This window comes from Wolbachia endosymbiont of Trichogramma kaykai (assembly GCF_045765165.1).
In the GTDB taxonomy this organism is placed as follows: Bacteria; Pseudomonadota; Alphaproteobacteria; order Rickettsiales; family Anaplasmataceae; genus Wolbachia.
Map to the genome: position 1 here is coordinate 269,094 of NZ_JBJJXK010000004.1, position 21,979 is coordinate 291,072.

Consider the following 21,979-nt stretch of genomic DNA (forward strand, 5'->3'; position numbering starts at 1 on the left):
TAGTTTTCTATAAAAATGTTAAAAATGTATTTAATTATATCCGTTCAGGGGAGTGGTTTAAGAAATGATAGATAGGAGATTATGAAAAGGGTTTAGCCGCATGGAAGTGGGATGAAAAGAAGCACTGGTTTCACATGCGTCTGAACAGACACCATTTTACAGCATTTTAAATTTGTCCTGTGCAATGTTTGTACAGTTGCGATAAAATTACTTGACAAATTTTGACAGCTTTGTCATTTCGACAGTGAAGATGTTCTAGAGCTCGAAATCTATCTTCGTCTGCGGACTTTTCAACTTCATTAATTTGTAATCTCTAGTTAAAGTATATTGTACTTATGTATAGATAACCTCTATCATAGCTATATACATTTTTCTGAGTTTTTTTGTATTACTTAGGAGGATCATCATCTTTAAAATCATGGATTACGCATATCATTGACATAAATGCCTTAAGAGGACAGATGGTACCTACGTCCTCATATAGATTATGTATTTGTTCAGATACGGCTAAATTGTGTCTAGTGTAGAAAAATTAGACAAACTCAGCCTTATATGGAGCCAAATTCAACGGAAGTAGAATTATCCTCATTTCCATAATAGTAAGAATTTGCCTCTTGCGTATTATTAATAGAAGTTTTTAATAGTATTTCCTTATCACTATTCCATGCAACTTTCTCCATAATTAGAATATAATTCCTTACACTCTTGATTATCTCCACAATCCTTGATTTTACCATCATCATTTAGATAACTCTTCAATGCATCATAGTATACTTTAGTGTTATTACACTCTTTATCTACCATTTGTCCTAAGGTATTAACAAGTATCAATGGTGCAACTTGTTTTGCTTTTACAACACTTGTTTCACTGGACTCTCTAAAGAGATTAGGGCATGATCTCCTAGAAAAAAAAGCTCTTGTTGAATTCTGGATTACTACGGTAAACGTTCGGGTAACAGAAACTCTTAATCTCTTCTTCTCGATACGCTAACTCTATTTGATCATCCACACATTTTTCACATTCTATATTACCAAGCCAGGATATTGAATTAAGATCCTCTGTAAAGGCAAATTTAAAATTTACTGAACCATAATTACCATTTGCTCCCTCTTCTATATATTTTGCAATCTTAGGATTACTGTACATCTCAGGATATAATTCCTTTAGTAAATCAGATGCACTAAAACCTTGACAACCTATCTTATTATCAACTTTATAAAAATGAGAATACGGCCCACAATTTTCATACTTGGGACAATCTGAGGTTACTTTTCGAGATGTAATTTCTCCATTTTCATTCTCTCCTTCATCGTTAACAGGTTCGCCCGTACCACTTCCTTTTTTACATTCTTCAGCTATTTTTTATACCACTCAGTCTCTGCTTTTGCTCGCTTAACCTCCTCTTCACATTTCGTAAGCTTCTTTTCTACTAGTTCAAAATCCTCTTTTACTACGGAACTATTTGTAAATTCCTTCTCAGTCGTAGTTTCACCCTCAGTGATCTCATCTATATCCTCTTCACCATAAAAAAAGTTTGTTGTTATATAAATAACTATTATTAATTTGGTCAATATAGGTGTTTTTTGACATAGGAACCTCCTCTACAGTCAAAATTGAAATTGTATTAAAATAAAAAAAACTACAAATTTAATGTGAGTAAAAGAAACCACATTTCAAGAAACTTCGTGGTAACTTAGTAGCTATTATAAGCTATAATAATTAAAAATTTAATAACTTGCATTATAAATATAGCATATCTATCAATAAAAATTTTCTTTCAATTTCTAACGTATCTTTGCTAATTTTGCATACAGTTCACCTTAGAGAGTCATGATTCTTCTACTTTCATGTGATTAATCACTATAATCTTGAAGTGTGGTTTGTACGTAATTAGTTCTGGAACTTGCTAATGGATAATTGCTCTACATTTTAATCTCTATCGCTGTTCACAACATTACACTCTGGAACTGCATACCTAATACCGCATACTGATTTCTCTCTTTATCTTCTGCAAATTAATTAAATGAAGGGCATTAAGTATCCACACTACTAAAAAGAATGTTGCACAAAATATAAACATTGCAATGAGTGGCAGCAGTAAAGAACCTTCTATTGCTACTCCACCTTTTCTAAAAATACTTGCTGGCTGATGAAGAGTAGACCATAAATTCACAGAAAATTTTACTATGGGAATATTTATAGCACTAAAAATGGCAAATACTGCTGATGATTTCTCTGCTCTTGCTTGATTATCAAAAGCGCTCCAAAATGAAAGATAACCAACATACAGAAAAAACAAAATCAGCATTGAAGTAAGCCTTGCATCCCATACCCACCAAGTACCCCATGTTCCTTTTCCCCAGACGCTACCTGTGATTAAGCATATTGCCGAAAAGACTGTCCCTGCAGGAGCAGCGGCATGTGCTAAGACACTAGCAACGCTATTGTTCCATACCAACGAAATGAAACTGAGTGATGCAATGAGTCCGTATATTCCAAGAGCAAGCCATGCAGAAGGCACATGAAGATACATAATTCGTACGATTTCTCCTTGTTTATAATCTCCTGGGGAGAAGAATAATGCCAAGAACATTCCAATTAAAAAACATGCGAAACAAATAACCCCAAACCAAGGTAGAGCTTTTTTAGTAAAAGAAGTGAAATTTGTAGGCTTTAATAAAAACATTTGTTTTGAGAATAATTGTGTTAAGAATTTATCAATTAGTTTGAGTTTTATCAATAAGATAGTTTTTCTATATTTACGTAGTATAATAAATTAGCACAATTTCAGTAGCAGATTGCTTGCCATTATTTTTAGTATAACGTTGATGATCCTTAAAAAGCTTAACCTACACTTAGTGTCAGATTCAAGTGGTGAAACTGTTATATCAGTTGCAAAATCAGCTCTGAAACACTTTCGTTCTGTAGAAACGATCGAATATGTTTGGTCTTTCGTAAAAGGAGAAGAGCAGATTGACAAAATTTTAGAGGAAATTAATAGAAAAAGTGATGAGCATAATTTTGTTATATGCACTATTACTAATGATGAGTTAAGAAAATATCTAAAAAATAATTGTATAAAGCTAAAAATTCCCTACAGAGCGATATTATCACACATTATTAGGGAAATCTCATCCTATCTTGAAATTGAAAAAGACGAAAAACTTGACTTACATGCTGAGATAAATAACGAATATTTTCAGCGCATTGAGGCAATAAACTATACCATTAATCATGATGATGGACAAAATATTCAAGATATTGATAAAGCCGATATAATTTTGGTTGGAGTTTCACGCACATCAAAATCTCCCACCAGTATGTATTTAGCTTACCGAGGCTATAAAGTTGCAAATGTTCCTTTTGTTAGCGAGATACCCTTTTACGTCGACTTAGCAAAATTAAAAAATAAACTGACTATAGGAGTAACAATAGACGTAAGAAGGCTAATAGAAATACGCAAAAATAGACTGACTTCAATTAATAATGAAGGTAATAATATATATGCTGACCCTAGAAAAGTAGAAAAGGAAATTAAAGAAGCAGAGGAATTCTTTAAGCAAAATAACTGGCCAATTATTGATGTCACGCAAAGGTCAATCGAAGAAGCGTCAGCAACAATTATACAGTATTTTAATAAAATGTGAAAAATTTACCAATTGACTAACTCTCTGTCAGTGATCATAATGTAAGGTAATTCTATTATTACTGTAGATATGAAAGTTAAAGGGTCGCTAAAATCTCATCGTAACAGAGATAAAAATTGTAAAGTTGTGAAAAGGGGTGGTAAGGTTTATATTATAAATAAGGTAAAGCCAAGATGTAAAGCGCGTCAAGGTTCTTAGCTTTTTGTTTCCCTTTTTATGTCATATGTTTTTCATATGGAAGCATGGTTAGAAAGAAACAAGAATTGTTCTGTTTAACCATAGCACTGCCGATTTCTTCTCTTGCGTTATATTTTGGTATTAGCCTGATTACAGGCAGACGTGGCTTGTTAACATTAATTAACTTTTAAAAAAAAGAAATTAGTTACGTGCGTCAACAAGTCCATGAATTTTAGTTCCACCCTAAGCCCTCTTGAGCTTGAGAATTTTTCCTATGTATAGGCTGAGCATGAGTAACATCTGATCATCAATTATGCAAATCTGGATCTTGTTGTGCATACTTAAGTCATTTTGCCAAAATTCCCTTTTTGCATCATCTTTTAAACCTTTTGTGTATACTTCTGTAATTGTGGTAAATTTTTGATCATTGGCAGCCACTTCTCCACAATGCTTCCATACATATTCTCAACTTCTTCTCGCTTTTACTTTGTATTCCTTTTGTGCTCTTTAAAACGGTACCTTCTATATATATTTAATGTCATTAGGCTAAGTTACCGCTTTTTCTATTTTTACACTTCCTGCCCTTGATTAATTTGACCTGCTAACATTTTGTTTACAGGGCCTGCTATTAACTCTGGACAATTTATTCTTATGGTAAAAACTTCTTCTTCACTCTTATTTTTCCTTAACTCGATGCGTATAGTTTGTTAAATACTTCCGTCTGTCAAGTAATTTCTACTCATGAAAGTTATTGCTTGGAAGATTACTGAAATTTTGAAAAATGTAGTCTACTTCTATATTCAAATATATCAAGCAGTAATTCAAAATTAGCTATTGTACCTTTTGCACTATTATATGCAAGGTTGAGCAATTCTCTGTCCTCATATAAATCAGCAAATTTAAACTCCATGCACCCTGATTGTTTTGTGCCTAGAATATCTCCGCTACCCCTCAGCATCATATCCTTTTCAGCAATATAAAATCCATCCTGTGACTCACACATAATCTTTAACTTTGAATACGAACTTTTACTGAGATTGTCATATAACAGTACACAAAAAGACGGTTTATTTCCTCGTCCTACTCTACCTCTTAACTGATGTAATTGCGATAACCCGAACTGCTCTGCATTCTCTATAATCATAATAGTTGCATCTGGTACATCTATGCCAACTTCTATCACAGTAGTTGCAACAAGCAGAGAAAATTCATTCCTCTTGAAGGAAAACATCACTTGATCTTTCTGCTCTTGAGTTAGTTTTCCGTGTATTATTCCAACTCTACCAAAAAATGTCTTTTGTAGTTCCTGAAAGCGCATTTCTGCTGCGGCAATATTGAGTTCTTCGTTTTCTTCTATATATGGACAAATCCAATATGCTTTTTCGCCTCTATTTATAGCATCTTTCAGTCTTTGAATAATATCTGATACTTTTTTAACGTTCATAATAACGGTTTTTATTGGCAATCTAGATTTTGGTTTTTCCCTTAAAATAGAACATTCAACATCACCATACATAGCTTGCTGCAAGGTTCTTGGAATGGGAGTTGCAGTAACAAAAAGTATATCGGTATTTTCTCCTTTTCCTACCAACTGATTCCTCTGTATCACTCCAAATCGCTGTTGTTCGTCTATGACTGCGAGTCCTAAATTTTTAAATGTAACGTTGGCTTGAAATAATGCATGAGTACCAATTACTATATTTAAAATACCACTTGCAAGTTCGTTCATAATAATCTTTCTTTCCTTGCGCGCAGTTTTACCGGTAAGCAAAGCAACTTTTATATCAGTACAAGATAGAGCTTCTTCGATCCAATTATAATGTTGCTCAGCCAAGATAGTAGTTGGTGCCATTAGAGCTGCTTGCATGTTATTTTCTACCACATTCAGCATCGCAAAGAGTGCAATTACAGTTTTGCCACTCCCAACGTCACCTTGCAACAGACTTACCATGCGGTATCTGGATTTTTGTCTTTCTGAGATTTCATCTATCGCTCGAATTTGATCATTTGTTAATTGGAACGTTAATCCATTTAAGACCTGCTCTTTGTATTTATTCAATATTATAATTTTTTTTCCCTCTTTTTTTACATGATTTTCCCTTGCAAGCTTTAGTGCCAACTGATACGCAAATAGCTCATCATAAGCAAGTCTTTCTCTGCAAACTTCTGCTTCTACGAGTGAGCTCGGTCTGTGCAATCTTATGGTGCTTTCTTTCCAATTCAGCCATTTCTTTTGCTTGATTAATGTTTCATCTATCCACTCTGGCAAATCAGGCAAATCTTTTAGATTAGAACTTATTATGTTTCTAATGCTCTTGTTAGTAATACCGCGACATAATTGATAAATTGGCTCTATGCAGGCTATTTCTTTAAATTGATTGATATCAGATAACATGTAATCTGGGTGAGTAATTTGCCAATGTTCGGCAAACTTTTCAAGTTTACCACTGATTACTATATCTGTTCCAACTGGAAATAATTTATACAAATATTTAACTGAGTAATTAAAAAAAACTATAAATAAATACTGACTTTCACTTTCAACGATTATTTTATATGGCCTACCTCTAACAGTGGGGCGCTGGTGCTCATACACTTTTGCCATAAAAGTTGTAAATTCTCCCACTTGAGCATCAGGTAGTGATTTACTTCTATCAACATAACTGAGCGGCCTATAAAACAGCAAGTCCATTACTCTGTCTCCACCGCAAAGTTTAGGCAACATTGCGGAATGAAACCTTGGTATATTCTCAATTTTACTATTTAGAAAAGTCAGCACACTTGACTGCTCATCAACATTCATACTGTGTAAAACCTTTTATTCATAATAGAGCCTTACTAAAATCCTGTCATCCCATTATGACTGTCTATGTTAAGTATATTATTGATATATTAACTATTTTATGTATTATTATACTATCAGCAATTCATATCAAAGTATTAACAATGAACAACTCTATACAGGAAAAAAGGGAAATCCAGTAGTTACGCTAAAGGCTCAAGCGGAAAAGTTTGATTTTAGCAGGTTAAGGGCTGATAAAACCAATGAGTCAGCAAACACTGGTGAGCAGATGTATGAAGATTTTCGAAGAATGAGATTTGTTATTAACAGCAAAAATCTAGACCAAAGTTTAATTGGTGCATTGATAGACGGAGCTAAGCAATACAATTTTGATGAAGTTTGGGATAGGTATTATAAAAATCAAGGGATACCTGGCAATAAAAAAATGACCAATATAAAAAGGAGTTTGAAAGGTTTTATAATCTAGGTAAAGGGTACGCTCATCTATTACCAAAAGAAGGGGATGAAAATAAAAGTTATCGTGCGTTTGGAAAAGAAGTTTTCAAGGAAATGTTCAAATATTCTGAAGCTCAAGTTCCAAGCGATTCTATCTTAAAAGAACTAGTTACTAACTGTAACCAAGCTGCTTATGTAGGTACATTATATAATGAGGATAGTCCTATTTTCATGTAACTAAAATACATGAATTAACTTTCAGCTCGAGTCATATAACATATATTAATTGCAGTAATTCAGAACGTGTAGAAGTCACAGTTAAAGAGCTAATCTCTGCCACCGTATTTGTAAAGCCAAATGAAGAATTATGTAAATTGAACAGCTCACTAGAATTAGCACTTAAATCTCAAGATGGGAAAGATGATGTGATATACAAAAATGGCAAATTGTCACTTACTGTGCCCCGAAAATTGAGAGACTACAAAATTGATGGCAGAAGTTCATTTGATACCATTAAAGAATATTTCTACAAATTCTGCGAGAAGTTAGGGTTCAAGTTTGAAGTAGAAATAGAGCATGATTTAGGTGATACGATGAGCTACCTCGAAGAGGTAGCTCTGCCTATTCATAGCAATGAACACGAAAATACACCCTAAAACTAACAATTAAAATATCTCAAGTTCTGTTAGCTTATTTGCATAGTCAGTTGTACTAGACGCAACTTAATCTGACAGAAAAACTAATATCATTCTCTATAAGCAAAATATACTTAGCCAGGATAGAATAAAGACAAAATTTGAAGAAAAGCTAGGAAAAGAGAGAATTGAAGAGATACTCCAAGCTAAGCCTGAAAAAGACATAATGTGTGCAATACCTTATTCTAAACCTGAACGTATTTTTTTGAGCAAAACATTGCTCAGCTTGCTTTTATCCGTGAATTAAGAGATATGGCTCAATCATATGATGTTAACTTTATTGAAAATGGTGGTGAGTATCTTGCCCGGGGAGAAAAGATCGATAATCAAAGGGTTGGCCACAATGATGTTTCTTGGTGTAAAGATCTTTATATTTAAAAAGAAGAAAGTGAGATTGATGGTATCTTTGCACTAGTTATACATTTATCCACCAAAAAATAGTCATTTTGCTTGGATATTTGATATAATTTAGATCTATTAAAGCAAAAGCATGAATGAAGTGATAACGTTTGGTTGTCGTCTAAACTTTTACGAGAGCGAGTTAATCAAAGAAGCATTAAAAAAAGCAAAGAGAGAAAATGTTGTTGTAGTGCATAGCTGTGCAGTGACAAATGAAGCAGAACGCCAAGTGAAGCAAAAAATACGTAAGATCTATAAAAACGACCCAAGTAAAGAAATTATCGTAGTTGGCTGCGCTGTTCAATTAGATCCTAAATCATATAGTGATATTCCTGGTGTAAGTAAAGTCCTAGGTAATCAAGAAAAGCTAAGAGCTGAAAACTATCTACTAAATAATGATGAAATCTTAGTCAGTGATAACCAAGTAGAACCTATTCTCATTAATGGATTTGAAGATAAATCAAGGGCATTTATTGAAATTCAAAATGGTTGTAATCATAGTTGTACATTTTGCTCAATTACTGAGGCAAGAGGAAATAATCGATCTGTGCCAGTAAACAATATTATAGGGCAAATTAAGATTTTCATAGAGAATGGGTATCAAGAAGTGGTGTTTACAGGTGTTGATATTACTGACTTTGGTACAGATTTGTTTGGTAAGCAATCACTCAGTTCAATGATTAGAAGAGTTTTAAAGGATATACCACAATTAAAGAGACTAAGACTTTCCTCTATTGATGTTGCTGAAGTTGATGATGAACTAATGGATTTAATAGCTAATGAGTCAAGACTTATGCCTCACTTACACTTGAGTCTACAGTCTGGTAATAATTTAATACTAAAGAGAATGAAACGTCGTCACAACAGAGAACAAGTGATAGAATTTTGTCATAAAATGAAGAGCGTAAGACCTAATATAGCATTTGGCGCTGATATTATTGCTGGATTTCCAACAGAAACTGATGAAATGTTTCAGGATACAGTTGATTTACTGAAAAAAATAAATGTAGTTTATCTACATGCTTTTCCATATTCAGAGCGGAAAAACACACCTGCTGCACGGATGCCACAAATACCAGAGAATGTACGTAAAGAACGAGTAAAGCATCTAAGAGAAATAAATAAAGAAATGATGAGCAGTTTTTATCAATCTTTGCTCGGCACTGAGCAAAGCGTTTTGGTTGAGCAGAATAATATTGGTAGAACAGAAAATTTTGCATTAACAAAACTTACATCAAGAGTTCAAGCTAAAAGTATTGTGAAAGCTCATGTTAAAGGAATAGAAAATAATTGTTTAATTGGAAATATTATTTCTTAATTTTTGTACATTAAAGGAATATATGATATAGTAATTGTACTATAAGTGATAACTCCTTTATGATAATTAGAGTATCTGTTGCTTTATTTTTCATCTTCATTCCGTATGTCTATTTTTTTCTTACTTATATCAGTAACAATACACACATTGAGCAAGTACAATCGTTAAAGTTAGAAACAGATAATAATGAAAGTGTGATACATTCTGAAGAGGTTACTGAAAAAGAAGTGCCAATAAAATGTCAAGAACTTGAAAGTAGTTCACCTTCTGTTTTCCAAGTAGCTAATCAGAAAAATATGTGGCCAAGTATTGCAGATCAAGCTGAGCCTACAGAGAAAAAATCAAAAAAACTTGGTTTCTATGTTAGTGCTAGCGGTGGTAAGATATATTCTGATAGCTCAGAAGTATTTGTGGAGGGTATGCGTGCAATAGGAAAAAGAATTATTGCTTTAGCTGAGGGCCATTATGGTGGTTTTCTTTTAGACCTATTCTTAGGAGATGAAATTAAAAACATAAAAAAATTTAACGGTAAAATTGATTTTCAGTTCTTTGGCAGCGTATCTGTAGGTTACTCTGCTGGAGAAAATGGCCGAGTTGATTTTGAGACCATACATTCTAAAGTTAATATCGAAGATAGTAACTCTCCTCCGTTATTTGATAAATCAGCGAGTGTATCTGCATTCTTATTAAATTTTTACTATAACCCTAGTGTTCAAAATACTCAATTTGCTCCTTATATTAGTCTTGGTATAGGATCAACAGTTTTTAGATTAAAAAGGATTGATAAATCATCTAAAAATTTAGTGCCACTGAATCTTCCTTGGCTTGTTTATCAAATAAAGCTTGGTGTTGTTTACTCAGTAATTCCAGAAGTTAAAACCTTTCTCGCCTATCGTTACTTTAATATTCCAGCACCTATTGCAAATGATATATTCACTCATAATATTGAAGTTGGTTTGATGTTTAATTTTTAGTAATAATATCTGTTCAAGGGCATCTGAAGCAAAAGTGGTCAGTGCTTCTTTTCTTGCCATTAGACTTCTTGGATAACTTAAGAAACAAGTAGTAGAAGCAATATTAGGGAAGGTATAAATTTTGAGCAGGTAAGTAAACTTGATGAAGAGAAGCTTTGAAGACTAAGAGGAGTAAAAAGAAAAACATTGGAAAATAATAGAAATTTTAATAGAGGAAGAGTCCAAGAAAAAGGCAAGAGGAGGAAAACCAAATAAACAATGCATGTTTGTTAATAGTACTAGAATATTTGCGTAAATAACGTACATATTTCCATATAGCACAAAGCTATGGAATAAGTGAAAGTATTGCTAACGGCTGAATAGAAGATGCATTGATAAAACATTCAGATTTCAGGAAGATAAAGAGCTATTGAAGTCAAATGTAGAATACGAGATTTTAGTAATATAGCTAACCGAAGTAAGATCTGCTCGAGCACTGAAAGGCAAAATCAATAGCCGAATTAATATTGGGCCAAAAGGTTTATAGAGCCTTTCTTATGGAGTGCTTGATCAGAACTTCTCAATTCGATTTAAATCTGGCGAGTATGAAGGCAAGAACAAAATTTTACACCCAGTATTTTCTATCAAATTTTTCGTCCTTGCAGATTTATCAAAACTCGTATTGTCGAGAACAATAGTCTGTCCAGGTTTAAATACAGGAACAAGTACATTTTCTACATAAGCATCAAAAATCTCGCTGTTGCAGTAGCCATCAATTATCCATGGTGCTTTTTTCCTTCATTCAGTGCTCCAATCATGCTTACCTTCTTTCTTTTGAACCCTGGGCAAATAACCTCTTGCCTCTTTGAGACCAACCATATTCATAAAATTCATTGTCCTCTATTCCAGACTCATCTATGTATATCAAGTTTTCTTTATCTATTTCTTCTACTTTTTTTATGAACTCTTTGCGTTTCTCTTTATCTCTTTCTCGATAAAGAAAAGTTTTTTATATGTATAGTTTACTTTGCTAAGGTAGTTATATACTGTGCTTCTACACATATTACCAAATTCTTCAATTATCTTTTCAATCCTAATATCCTGATTTCCATTCAGAAATTTGATAAATCTATCCATATCTTTAATCTTATGGCCATATCCTTTGTGATAGCCTGAAGATGGTTTCTGTTTCTTTTTTCCTTTTCCTCCACAAATATATTGGTTTTATGCTCACTAAATTGGTAAACATGTTACAAAGTTTTTGACGACGAAAAGACTGGATAGCTACTTGTATGACAACTATTTAGTTGTCTTTTATCATATTTTGTCACTTCTCATCCTGCTGAACAGATACTAAAGTACTAGCTTTTGCAGATTGATGCACAATTCTATCAGAAGTTTTGTGACTATAATTGCAGAAAACATCGAGCATAAAACTCCTATCGATAAAGTGACAGAAAACCCTCTAATTGCTCCGCTACCAATAATGAACATTATTCCTGCAGCAATCAGTGTGGTGAGATTTGAATCAAGAATTGTTTTTATTGCATTTTTAAACCCTTCTTCAATGGCACGAGCTGTTCTTTTTCCTGCTCTTATTTCTTCACGGATGCGTTCAAATATTAAAACATTTGCATCCACCGACATGCCAACAGTTAGTGCAATTCCAGCAATTCCAGGGAGAGTAAGAGTTGCTTCAAGTAAGGTAAGAATGAGTAGTATAGAGATTACATTAAAAACGAGTGCAACAGACGCTAACAAGCCTAATTTGCCGTAAGTAATGATCATAGATAAACCAACGGCTATGATAGAGATTATTGCTGCAATTTCTCCTGCTTTTATTGACTCTTCTCCAAGGCTTGGACCAATGTTTTTTTCTTCAATTATTTTAAGTGGTGCAGGTAGTGCACCTGATTTTAAAAGTATTGCAAGTTCACTCGCTTGTTTTTCAGTGAAATTACCGCTAATTTCTCCCTCTCCATTTAGAATAGGTTCACGTATTGTTGGTGCAGTTAAGACTGTGTTATCTAAAACAATTGCAAAAGGCTTTCCTAAATTTTCTTTAGTAATTTTTGCAAATTTTTTGCTTGCTATGCTGTCGAATTTGAAATGTACTGTTGGTTTACCTAAATTGCCAAATCTAACTGATGCGTTAACTAATGAATCACCGCCTATTTCAGTTTTGCGGAATATCGGGTAGGAATTACCCAAAGAATCCTTGAGCATAATCGTAGTGTCGTGATCGATATCTTGCATTTTAGCTACATTGGTGTTTGCCAAATGGAAGGCCAACTTGGCTGTTTTGCCAAGCAGAGATTTTATCTGCTGAGTGTCTTCTACTCCAGGAACTTGGACTAATATCTTATTTTGTCCTTGTTTTTGCACACTTACTTCCCTAGTACCAAGCTTATCTAAGCGTCTTTGAACATTAACTATTGACTCTGAAACTACTTCATTGATTAATGAATTCTTATAATGCGGTTTATATGAAACTAAAATTGCAGTATTTTTTCTACTCAATTCTAAATTTGGGTTTATTTTATGTATTAACGTTGAAACTTTTTTGTAATCATCAATATTATTTAAAGTTACAACCACTTGTTTATCGTTTTTTGCGCTAAATTCAATCTTTTGTGTTAACAGACCTTCTTTTATTTCATCGGTTAGCATGCTTAGTTTCTCTTTGAAGTAAAAATCTAAGTCTACGTTCAGGAGTATAGACGATCCACCTTTCAGGTCGAGCCCTAGATTTATCCTCTTTTTTGAGGTGAGAAACTTATTATCAAAGAAGTTCGGCAGTGCTATATATAAAGATAACAAAAAAATTAGCAATACTGAAAGAGATTTAACTGTGAGCTTGTTTAGCATAAATTTAAAATATACTTAGGTAAAGTGTAAACTGAATGGTTGCTAATCACAAGCACCTAAATGAAAAGGTCCGTGAAAGATGAAAAACAAGCCTAGAACCAATATCTCTATAATTGATTTTGTTCTTCTAGAACATCATTTATTGAAGCAGTATAAACACATGTATTAGGTTCAGAGTTGGCTCTCAGATTCTCTGTTTGTTTTGTCTAATTTTATCAATTGCAAGGTAAGTGCATAAACCAAGTGTTAAGAAAATAACTATGCTAAGTAGTATGTGATTAGCAAGAAATTTATTATAACTTAAATCTTTCCAACCGAGAGGACTAGATAGAGAGGGGTGAGAGTAAAATCTGGGAATTACTACTACTGCACTTAATGCTGTTAGAATAATAGCGAAAGTGGCACCTACAAGAGGTAAAATATTCTTTTTATTAAATCTGCCATTAGAATCTTTTAAAATATCAAACATACATACTCGTCGATTACTAAATGTTCGTGATACTATGCACTAATTATAAAGTATTCAATAACTAAACTGGAGATAATAAAAAATGGACATAGAATATAGACATACAATATGAAGGATATATGCTAGTTAAAATAGGTACGAGAGGAAGCGACCTTGCGATCATCCAAGCTTTGGAAGCAAAACAAAGATTATTAGAGTCTTTTCCTAATCTATCCGTTGAGATCATTAAAATCAAAACTTCTGGTGATAAATATGCTAATGTAACCCTTGCTGAAATAGGAGGTAAAGGACTCTTCCTCAGGGAGATTGAGGCTGAATTACTCAAAAATAATATAGATATGGCGGTTCATTCGCTAAAAGATGTACCTGCATTTTTCTCGAAGGACTTAACAATTCCTTGTGTTTTAGAGAGGCTAAGTCCATGTGATGTATTTATTTCTCATAAATATAAGAGCCTAAAAACTGTGCCACAGCAGGCTACAATTGCAACTTCTTCAATAAGAAGAAAAGTTCAGCTGTTAAATCTCAGGCCAGACTTAAATGTAGTGTCACTGCGTGGAAATGTGACAACTAGACTGCAAAATCAGAATTTTGATGGAATGATTTTAGCTGAAGCAGGGCTGATAAGATTAAAAAAATATCACTTAATTACAGAGGTATTGCCACCAAAAGTCATGTTAAGTGCAGTAGGGCAGGGGGCAATTTGCATTCAATGCCGAAAGAATGATATAAAAGTTATCGATCTTTTAGAGAAAATTAATAATAATATGTCTTTTATAAGGGCAAAGTCAGAGCGCAGTTTCATGAAGACAGTAAATGGTTCATGCTTTACACCGCTTGCAGCTTTAGCAGAATATGCGAGTGAAAACATGCTACATCTTTATTGTATGTTAGCGGGCGCGAGAGTTATATGCTTTACTGAACGCACTTCGTTTGTAGAAGATGCAGAAAAAATGGGTATGGATGCAGGATTAGAATTAAAATCAAAATGCTTATAACCTTACCTAAAGTAGGTGGAATCTACCGTTATAATGTTTCAATGTCTAAAATGACTTGGTTAAATGTTGGTGGCCAAGCTGATGTGCTATTTAAACCACGTGACGTTGAAGATCTAATGTGCTTGATAAAAGATACTGAGTTACCAATTAGCATTATCGGTGCAACATCTAACATAATAGTGCAAGATAGTGGCATTCGAGGAATAACGGTGAAATTAGGCAAGGAATTTGCATATATAAAATGTAAAGATAATAACTCCATTGTTGCAGGTGGTGCTGCATTGCTTAGTAACCTTGCATACTTTGCCGGGGAACAGAAAATTAGTGGGCTTGAGTTTCTTGCTGGAATTCCAGGAACAGTTGGCGGTGGGATAGAGATGAATGCAGGTGCATATGGTAGTGATATTGCGAGTGTTGTAAAGTTTATAAGGGCAGTGAATCTAGAAGATGGAAATTTATATGAATTTTCCAGTGAAGAAATGGGATATTTTTATCGTGGACATAGTCTAAAAGGCAGGTGGATTTTTATTGAAGCTGAATTTAAAGGAGTAAGTTCAGAGTATGAGCTTATATTACAAAGATTGAAAAAAGTTATTGATAAAAAAAATAAAAGTCAACCAGTAAGAGGAAAGACTGCTGGTTGTATATTCAAAAATCCAATAGGCTGCAAGGCATGGAAACTGATTGATGAGTCTGGCTGCCGAGGATTAAGTAACGGTAGAGCTAAAATTTCTAAGAAACATTGTAATTTTCTGCTCAATTACAATAACGCAACTGCATTCGACCTAGAAAACCTTGGCAACAGAGTAAAAGATGCAGTAAAAGATAAATTTAACATTGAACTTGAGTGGGAGATAAGAGTGTTAGGTAGATAGCTGCTGCTGATTATCTTAACCTAATTCCAAAAGTTATTGTATAATATCATTTTGAGGTTTTATTTTCGATGCGCAAACTTGCAATATTCTTTTCTATACTATTTGCAGTTGTCGCTTACTATTTAAATAATGAAGTGATATTTGAAGTAGCAAAGCTATTTAGTGATATATTCATCAGTTTGTTGAAATTAATCAGTTTACCTTTGGTTTTTCTATCTATCGTGTCCACAATTTCAGGGCTTAAAGACTCAATTGAAATTAAAGTATTACTTAAGAAGACGCTGTTTTATACGCTGCTTACAACCATTATAGCTGCATTTGTTGCGCTATCTTTCTATTTATTTATAGATCCAGTAAGAAAAAATTTCATAAGTAACACAATAGAAAGTGTGAGTGACAGCAACCACAATTACTTTTCATACTTAAAATCACTCATTCCATCAAATTTTGTGCAAGTTTTTCTTGAAAATAACGTTATTGGCAGCATATTGATTGCTTTTTTGATGGGTGGAGCTATTATTTCGCTCTCAAAAGAAAAACAAGATATATTACACCAAATATTTTCTGCACTATTTGATACACTTCTTAGCATTGCTCAAGGGTTATTAAAGTTTATTCCTCTTGCTGTATGGTCTTTTATCACATGTTTTTTATGCGAGTTAAAAGGTGGCAGCGAATTCCATAGTCTTTTTTGGTATTTTGCTTGCATAATGTCTGCAAATTTCGTGCAAGCATTTGTGATTTTGCCACTACTCATGTGGCATAAAGGTATATCACCAATTCAAACGATGAAAGGTGTTATGCCAGCACTTACACTTGCATTTTTTTCTAAATCATCTAGCGCAACGCTGCCTACAACTATAGAATGTGTGCAAAATCAGCTAAAGGTACCAAAGAAATTGTCATCTTTTATTCTACCAATATGCACAACAGTCAATATGAATGCGTGTGCTGCATTTATTTTAATCACAGTGATGTTTGTTGCAGAGATGAATGGGCACACATTTTCCTTAAGTGAGATGTTCATATGGATTTTTTTAGCTACAGGAGCTGCAATTGGTAACGCTGGAGTGCCGATGGGGTGCTATTTTATGGCAACTAGTTATTTGGTATCAATGAATGTTCCTTTGTACATTATGGGATTGATTTTGCCTATTTATACAATCATTGATATGTTTGAAACTGCAATAAATGTGTGGTCTGATATCTGTATAACACAGATAATTAATAAAGAATTTAAAACTCAAGAATGATATTAGATAATACAATAATAAAAGAATTTGAAGAGGCTGGTGCGATTTTGCACGGACATTTTGTACTCTCATCAGGGCTGCACAGCAACACTTACATACAATGCGCTAAAATTTTTGAAAATCCAAGCAGAGCAATGAACGTTTGTGAGCTATTGGCGAATAAAATAAGAAAAGAGCTTATTGAACCCATAGATTTAATACTATCTCCTGCAATTGGTGGAATAATCGTGGGTTATGAGATTGGTAGACAGCTTGGAATCCGAACAATATTTTGCGAACGTGTTAATGGTAAATTTGAATTACGCCGTGGATTTGAGATTAAACAAGGTGAGAAGATATTACTAATTGAAGATGTGATTACCACAGGTAAATCTTCACTTGAAGCAGTAAAATATGCAGAAGAGAAGGGGGGTGAAGTTGTTGCTGGAGCTTCTTTGATCAAGAGAAATAGTGAAACAAAACTACCTTTTCCTATCATATCTTTGATTGAACTAAATATCAAAAACTATAGCGAGGAAGAACTGCCAAGTGAATTAAAACAATTACCCATAATGAAACCTGGGAGTAGAGAATATTTAACAAAATAGTTCTATATATGGCTAAAGTGATTCAGTAACTTTTACGTGTTATATGTTGATCTTTTTGCATCAAAGTTAGATATTACAGTTTATTTTCCTGTATTTTTTTAATAGAATGGCAAAATAAGATAGACAAGTAAAGATACAAAGTAAAAACAACAATAGGTATCATTACGGTTTGTGACACTTGCTTTATGTAGTTTCATTGTAAATGTTGTTTTTATTATAATACCTCCTATGATTAGTTTGCTTGTGAGCACCAGTGTCTAGGCACTGGAATGAAAAGAGAAGGCTAATTGAATGACAGGAAAGGAAGTACTAAAAACAAATAGGTGTCATTTCAGCACGTGACGCTGTAATCCAGAAAGGAACAATGGATCCCAGTGTCTAAGCACTGGGATGAAACCTTTTTGCTTCAATATTTTGCACAGTAGCCATGCAACTTAACAGATATTTTTCTCTTCATTTATCCTCAGGTTTTTATGGGTTAAAAAAACATAAAAACCTTATATAAAACCCCTGTTGTGATTAAAAATACACTAAATCTTGGTTTTTACATATTTCATCTTGTGCAGCAAAAGACAATAATTTTGCGCTCTCAACGAAACTTTTTGCACTGGCTTCTAAGATATTAGATTTTATTTCTGTAAGTTCACATTTAATCTGATCTATTTTCCCATTCAAATTTTTATGTGCATCTTCGATTAATTTATTCATTTCATCTTCTAAAAGTATTCTTATTTCTTTGCTTTCTGAAGTGACAATGTCGGCTATTTTGTCTGTAACTTCAGGTTTTATAAGTCTTTCAATTTTTTCTTCAGTGTATTTTTTACTGCTTCTTCTACCTGAGTTTATATTTCTGGCTTTAGCAGATCTGCAACTTCCGGTCCTACTTTTTTTTCACTGCTTTTTTAGCATTTGCTTCTACTGATTTTACTGTCTTATCAATTGAAGTCGATATTTTTTCTATTTGATTAGCTTTCTCTTCAGCTAAAGTTAGCATTTTTCCTTCTATTTTTTACTTCATCTTGAGCTGCTTTTCTAGCTTCTAGTTTTAAATCGTTACCCATTTTAGATATTACTTGATTCGCAGCTTCTTTTGCTGTTTTGCTTATACCAAGAATTTTATCAAACATTCCTGCACGATACACTTGAGAGCCGAAGTTTGATTCGTCGGCCAAATTTTTGTAATTGTATTCTTTCATAATGTACTCCTTAATTTAAAAATTATACTAACATTAATATATAAATACAAAAATTATATTAATATAAGTATAGTTTTTCAGGGCAGTAGTATAAATTTATAGTACCTTTTAAAAAAAATTCATGACTTGACGACAAAGAGCATTATATTGGTATCATGACTGACTTGGAAAAGACGAGAGAAAAACTGCAAAATCAAATTAACTATCATAATATCTTATATTATCAAAAAAGTAAGCCAGAGATAAGTGATGCTGAATATGATGAACTGAAGAAAAAGTTAGCTGCAATAGAGCCAGAAGCTTATGCAACACAAGATAGTGTTGGTGCTCCACCTGATGAGAGATTTTCTAAGGTGGAACATCAAGAACCTATGCTTTCTCTTGAGAATGCTTATGATGAGCAAGGTGTAGAAAAATTTTTTTCTAAAATAAAGAGATTTTTAATTGTAGATGAAATAGAAATACTGTGTGAGCCAAAAATTGATGGATTGTCATTTTCTGCAATTTATGAAGATGGGAAATTTGTTAAAGCTGCAACTCGAGGTGACGGTTTTGTAGGAGAGGATGTTACTCACAATGTTGCAACAATAAAAGACTTTCCTAAGTTTTTACAAGATGTGCAAGGAAGACTAGAAGTAAGGGGTGAAATATATATCAGTAACAGCGACTTTTTAAAGTTAAATGAAAATAATGAATTCGCTAATCCTCGAAATGCAGCTGCTGGTTCTTTAAAGCAATTGAATGCGAACATTACAGCAAAAAGGCCTCTTAGATATTTTGCTTATTCTTTAATTGGTGGAATAGAGAAAAGTCAAAGTGAGATACTAGAAAAGCTTGAGAAATTTGGTTTTTGCGTAAATGAGAATCGTTCCTTAACAAGTAGTTTGAATGGAATGCTAAAGTTCTATAACGAGATCTATGATTGTCGTTATAACTTGGATTATGATATCGATGGGATAGTCTACAAAGTGAATGATTTGGTGCTACAAAGTCGTCTGGGAAGTACACACAAAGCTCCACGCTCAGCACTTGCATATAAGTTTTCTGCGATTTATGCGAAGACAAAGTTAAATAAAATATTTATACAGGTGGGTAGAACGGGGGTTTTAACTCCAGTTGCAGATTTAGTACCAGTCAATATTGGTGGAGTATTAGTTAGCAGAGCAAGTCTACATAACCAAGACGAGATAAAACGTAAAGATATAAGAGAGGGAGATGTTGTAACAATTAAAAGGGCTGGGGATGTAATTCCTCAAATTGTCAAAGTAGATGAAGGTTCTCGTCATACAAATATGCCTGAATTTATTTTTCCTGACATATGTCCTGAATGTGGCAGTAAAGTGCAGATTGAAGGAGTGGCAGTAAGATGTCCTGAAGAATTTAATTGCAAGGCTCAAATAGTAGAAAAACTAAAACATTTTGTATCAAAAGATGCATTTGACATTGTTGGCCTTGGTGAAAAACAAATAAAGTTTTTTTATGATCTTAGCCTAATAAGGCAAATTCCAGACATTTTTATTTTAGAGAAAAGATTAAAAGAGTTTTCATTGAAAGAGCGTCATGGTTGGGGCGAGAAGTCAATAGCTAATCTATTAAGTGCTATACAAAATAGAAGAGTAATCACTCTAGATAGGTTCATATTTTCTTTGGGTATCAGATTTATCGGCCAAGTTGCAGCAGAATTGCTCGCAAATTATTATGTATCTTATGATAACTGGTATAATTCGATGTCATTAAATGATGTTGAGTTGGTAGGTATAGATGGTATAGGAGAAAAAGTAGCTGAATCTTTAAAATCGTTTTTTTCTCAGGAACGTAACATTAAAATGTTAAATGACCTTACTGCATATCTGCAAATTCTTCCCGTGAGCTCCAACTCTAGCGATTCTTTTTTGAATAACAAAACTATAGTGTTTACTGGTAAGCTACGTGCTATGAGCAGAGGGGAGGCAAAAGTAAGAGCTAAAGTTTTAGGGGCAAAGATCAGTTCAATCCTTTCTACTAAAACTGACTATTTAATTGCAGGAGAAGATCCAGGTTCAAAATATAAAAAAGCAATGGAATTGGGTGTGGAAATTTTAGATGAAGAACAGTGGAACAAGTTGTGCTAAACACAACTTAATCTGATGGGAATGAATTAACTGATAGAAGAATTGAAAACTAATATCAGACTCTTATTTAATACAATTGAACACTCTCTGCTCTTTATAAACATTTATGCAACAAAGCAAGTTAAATAGCTAAGCACCTCTCTAATATATGATTTCTCTGTATTCAACAAGATTAAATCTGACAGTTTAAAAAAGTAAGTTATAAAATAATAAAAGAAAGGAGTGTTAGAAATGAATACAATACAAACAAAAATATTAAAACCAAAACTAGGTTTATTAGAGCTAGCAAAACAGCTCGGGAATGTATCTCAAGCGCAAAGTAATGGGATATTGAAGAGATACGTTTTATAGATTCAAGGAGTTATACGAAAATGGAGGAGAAGAGGCGTTACATGAAATCAGTAAGAAAAAACCGCTATTTGCAAACATAGTTTCCGAAGATATAGAAAGAGCAGTAGTAAATATTGCAACATAATTTCCAGCATATGGACAGCAAAGAGTTGCAAATGAGCTGAGAAAAGAGGTATCCGAAGGTGGTTGTATAGGCTAAGAAACGACATTAAAACGTTCAAAAAAGACTTAAAGCCCTTGAAGCGAAGGTTGCACAAGATGAAATAATTTTAACTGAAGAGCAACTTGCAGCTTTAGAGAAAGTGAAAGAATAAAGATGGTGAAATTGAAACACTGGTTATTTGGGTTCTCAAGACACTTATTATGTAGGCAATATCAAAGGTATAGGAAGGATCTACCAGCAAACTTTCATTGATACCTATTCAAGGGTTGCTATGGCAAACAGACAAAACTGCAATCACTGCTGCAGATCCTCTTAATATACCATTCTTTGATGGATAAAATGTGACATTATCACACATTTTGACTGATAGGGAATGTGGCAAACCAGAGAATCATGCTTATCAGCTTTATTTGGGAATTGAAAACATTGATCATTCAAGAACTAAGGCCAATTCTCCATAAACTAATGGAATATGCGAGAGGTTTCATAAAACTAAGCAAGATGAGTGTTACAATATTATCTTTAGAAAGAAAATCTACAGCTCTTTGAAAGATTTGCAGATTGATGTTGATCATTGGCTGCGTTCTTACAATGAGACAAGGCCTCATTAAGGCAAATATTGCTATGCCTATGCAAAATTGTCTTGATAGCAAACAAATTGCTTTTCAGAAAAATATTAG

At 33.4% G+C, this 21,979-nt stretch carries 22 protein-coding genes and 2 pseudogenes; 12 read left to right on the plus strand and 12 right to left on the minus strand.

Translation table 11 applies throughout. The features are described 5' to 3' along the window. Positions 1-548 precede the first annotated feature (548 nt). The 5 genes from wTKK_RS05390 to ccmC form a co-directional block, all read right to left on the minus strand. Positions 549-680 carry a hypothetical protein gene (locus wTKK_RS05390; RefSeq protein WP_407512579.1) on the minus strand — a complete coding sequence of 44 codons (132 nt, stop codon included), beginning with the start codon at positions 678-680 and terminating at the stop codon, positions 549-551. Then, entirely contained in the window at positions 658-804 is a 147-nt protein-coding gene (locus wTKK_RS05395; protein WP_407512580.1) for a hypothetical protein, read from the minus strand. Before wTKK_RS05395 ends, wTKK_RS05390 begins: the two co-directional genes overlap by 23 nt. Before the next feature lie 97 nt (positions 805-901). Then, on the minus strand, positions 902-1,147 hold the full coding sequence (locus wTKK_RS05400) for a hypothetical protein (protein WP_407512582.1): 246 nt from the start codon (positions 1,145-1,147) through the stop codon (positions 902-904). Between the two features lie 209 nt (positions 1,148-1,356). Next, positions 1,357-1,572 carry a hypothetical protein gene (locus wTKK_RS05405; RefSeq protein ID WP_407512584.1) on the minus strand — a complete coding sequence of 72 codons (216 nt, stop codon included), beginning with the start codon at positions 1,570-1,572 and terminating at the stop codon, positions 1,357-1,359. Between the two features lie 404 nt (positions 1,573-1,976). After that, the gene (ccmC, locus tag wTKK_RS05410) at positions 1,977-2,687 is read right to left on the minus strand and encodes a heme ABC transporter permease CcmC (RefSeq protein WP_407512585.1); all 711 of its coding nucleotides are present in this window, start codon (positions 2,685-2,687) and stop codon (positions 1,977-1,979) included. Between the two features lie 142 nt (positions 2,688-2,829). Here ccmC and wTKK_RS05415 point away from each other — a divergent pair, with 142 nt between their 5' ends. Together wTKK_RS05415 and ykgO are read left to right on the plus strand one after the other, a co-directional pair. Beyond that, positions 2,830-3,648, plus strand: coding sequence for a pyruvate, water dikinase regulatory protein (locus tag wTKK_RS05415; protein ID WP_407512587.1), 819 nt, complete (start codon positions 2,830-2,832; stop codon positions 3,646-3,648). Positions 3,649-3,717: 69 nt separating this feature from the next. Beyond that, positions 3,718-3,846, plus strand: a complete 129-nt coding sequence (gene ykgO / locus wTKK_RS05420; RefSeq protein WP_006015378.1) for a type B 50S ribosomal protein L36 — start codon at positions 3,718-3,720, stop codon at positions 3,844-3,846. 222 nt (positions 3,847-4,068) lie between these two features. On the opposite strand, the gene wTKK_RS05425 is transcribed toward ykgO, so the two are convergent. Beyond that, complete coding sequence (locus wTKK_RS05425; protein WP_407512589.1) at positions 4,069-4,263, minus strand: hypothetical protein; 195 nt, start codon at positions 4,261-4,263, stop codon at positions 4,069-4,071. Positions 4,264-4,588: 325 nt separating this feature from the next. Continuing rightward, positions 4,589-6,628, minus strand: a complete 2,040-nt coding sequence (locus tag wTKK_RS05430; RefSeq protein WP_407512591.1) for an ATP-dependent DNA helicase RecG — start codon at positions 6,626-6,628, stop codon at positions 4,589-4,591. 143 nt (positions 6,629-6,771) lie between these two features. Here wTKK_RS05430 and wTKK_RS05435 point away from each other — a divergent pair. From wTKK_RS05435 to wTKK_RS05450, 4 genes and pseudogenes are all read left to right on the plus strand, one after another. Then, a pseudogene (locus tag wTKK_RS05435) lies at positions 6,772-7,719 on the plus strand (hypothetical protein). 291 nt (positions 7,720-8,010) lie between these two features. Continuing rightward, a complete protein-coding gene (locus wTKK_RS05440) occupies positions 8,011-8,136 on the plus strand; it encodes a hypothetical protein (protein WP_407512594.1) in 126 nt (41 codons plus the stop codon). Positions 8,137-8,248: 112 nt separating this feature from the next. Next, positions 8,249-9,475, plus strand: a complete 1,227-nt coding sequence (gene mtaB, locus wTKK_RS05445) for a tRNA (N(6)-L-threonylcarbamoyladenosine(37)-C(2))-methylthiotransferase MtaB (RefSeq protein ID WP_407512596.1) — start codon at positions 8,249-8,251, stop codon at positions 9,473-9,475. A gap of 59 nt (positions 9,476-9,534) precedes the next feature. Continuing rightward, positions 9,535-10,449 carry a P44/Msp2 family outer membrane protein gene (locus wTKK_RS05450; RefSeq protein WP_407512597.1) on the plus strand — a complete coding sequence of 305 codons (915 nt, stop codon included), beginning with the start codon at positions 9,535-9,537 and terminating at the stop codon, positions 10,447-10,449. Between the two features lie 549 nt (positions 10,450-10,998). Here the strand turns inward: wTKK_RS05450 and wTKK_RS05455 are convergent. The 3 genes from wTKK_RS05455 to wTKK_RS05465 all read right to left on the minus strand — a co-directional run bounded on the left by wTKK_RS05455 (position 10,999) and on the right by wTKK_RS05465 (position 13,765). Further along, entirely contained in the window at positions 10,999-11,208 is a 210-nt protein-coding gene (locus tag wTKK_RS05455) for a transposase (protein ID WP_407512817.1), read from the minus strand. A 573-nt stretch (positions 11,209-11,781) separates the two neighbouring features. Next, positions 11,782-13,296 (minus strand): protein translocase subunit SecD, encoded by a 1,515-nt coding sequence (gene secD / locus wTKK_RS05460; protein ID WP_407512598.1) that lies wholly within the window; start codon positions 13,294-13,296, stop codon positions 11,782-11,784. Positions 13,297-13,480: 184 nt separating this feature from the next. Then, positions 13,481-13,765, minus strand: a complete 285-nt coding sequence (locus wTKK_RS05465) for a hypothetical protein (RefSeq protein ID WP_407512599.1) — start codon at positions 13,763-13,765, stop codon at positions 13,481-13,483. A 119-nt stretch (positions 13,766-13,884) separates the two neighbouring features. Between wTKK_RS05465 and hemC the strand changes: the two genes are divergently transcribed. From hemC to pyrE, 4 genes are all read left to right on the plus strand, one after another. Further along, positions 13,885-14,763, plus strand: a complete 879-nt coding sequence (gene hemC / locus wTKK_RS05470) for a hydroxymethylbilane synthase (RefSeq protein WP_407512600.1) — start codon at positions 13,885-13,887, stop codon at positions 14,761-14,763. Beyond that, entirely contained in the window at positions 14,754-15,638 is an 885-nt protein-coding gene (gene murB / locus wTKK_RS05475; RefSeq protein WP_407512601.1) for a UDP-N-acetylmuramate dehydrogenase, read from the plus strand. The genes hemC and murB overlap by 10 nt, the downstream gene beginning before the upstream one ends. A gap of 68 nt (positions 15,639-15,706) precedes the next feature. Beyond that, complete coding sequence (locus tag wTKK_RS05480) at positions 15,707-16,891, plus strand: dicarboxylate/amino acid:cation symporter (protein WP_407512603.1); 1,185 nt, start codon at positions 15,707-15,709, stop codon at positions 16,889-16,891. After that, the gene (gene pyrE, locus wTKK_RS05485) at positions 16,888-17,478 is read left to right on the plus strand and encodes an orotate phosphoribosyltransferase (protein WP_407512605.1); all 591 of its coding nucleotides are present in this window, start codon (positions 16,888-16,890) and stop codon (positions 17,476-17,478) included. Before wTKK_RS05480 ends, pyrE begins: the two co-directional genes overlap by 4 nt. A gap of 519 nt (positions 17,479-17,997) precedes the next feature. Here pyrE and wTKK_RS05490 read toward each other — a convergent pair. Next, positions 17,998-18,186 carry a hypothetical protein gene (locus wTKK_RS05490; protein WP_407512606.1) on the minus strand — a complete coding sequence of 63 codons (189 nt, stop codon included), beginning with the start codon at positions 18,184-18,186 and terminating at the stop codon, positions 17,998-18,000. Between the two features lie 269 nt (positions 18,187-18,455). Next, a complete protein-coding gene (locus tag wTKK_RS05495; protein WP_407512607.1) occupies positions 18,456-18,674 on the minus strand; it encodes a hypothetical protein in 219 nt (72 codons plus the stop codon). A 155-nt stretch (positions 18,675-18,829) separates the two neighbouring features. Here wTKK_RS05495 and ligA point away from each other — a divergent pair, with 155 nt between their 5' ends. Then, positions 18,830-20,785, plus strand: coding sequence for an NAD-dependent DNA ligase LigA (gene ligA, locus wTKK_RS05500; protein WP_407512608.1), 1,956 nt, complete (start codon positions 18,830-18,832; stop codon positions 20,783-20,785). Positions 20,786-21,016: 231 nt separating this feature from the next. Continuing rightward, positions 21,017-21,974, plus strand: a pseudogene (locus tag wTKK_RS05505) (integrase core domain-containing protein); the annotation flags it as partial. Between the last annotated feature and the right edge of the window lie 5 nt (positions 21,975-21,979).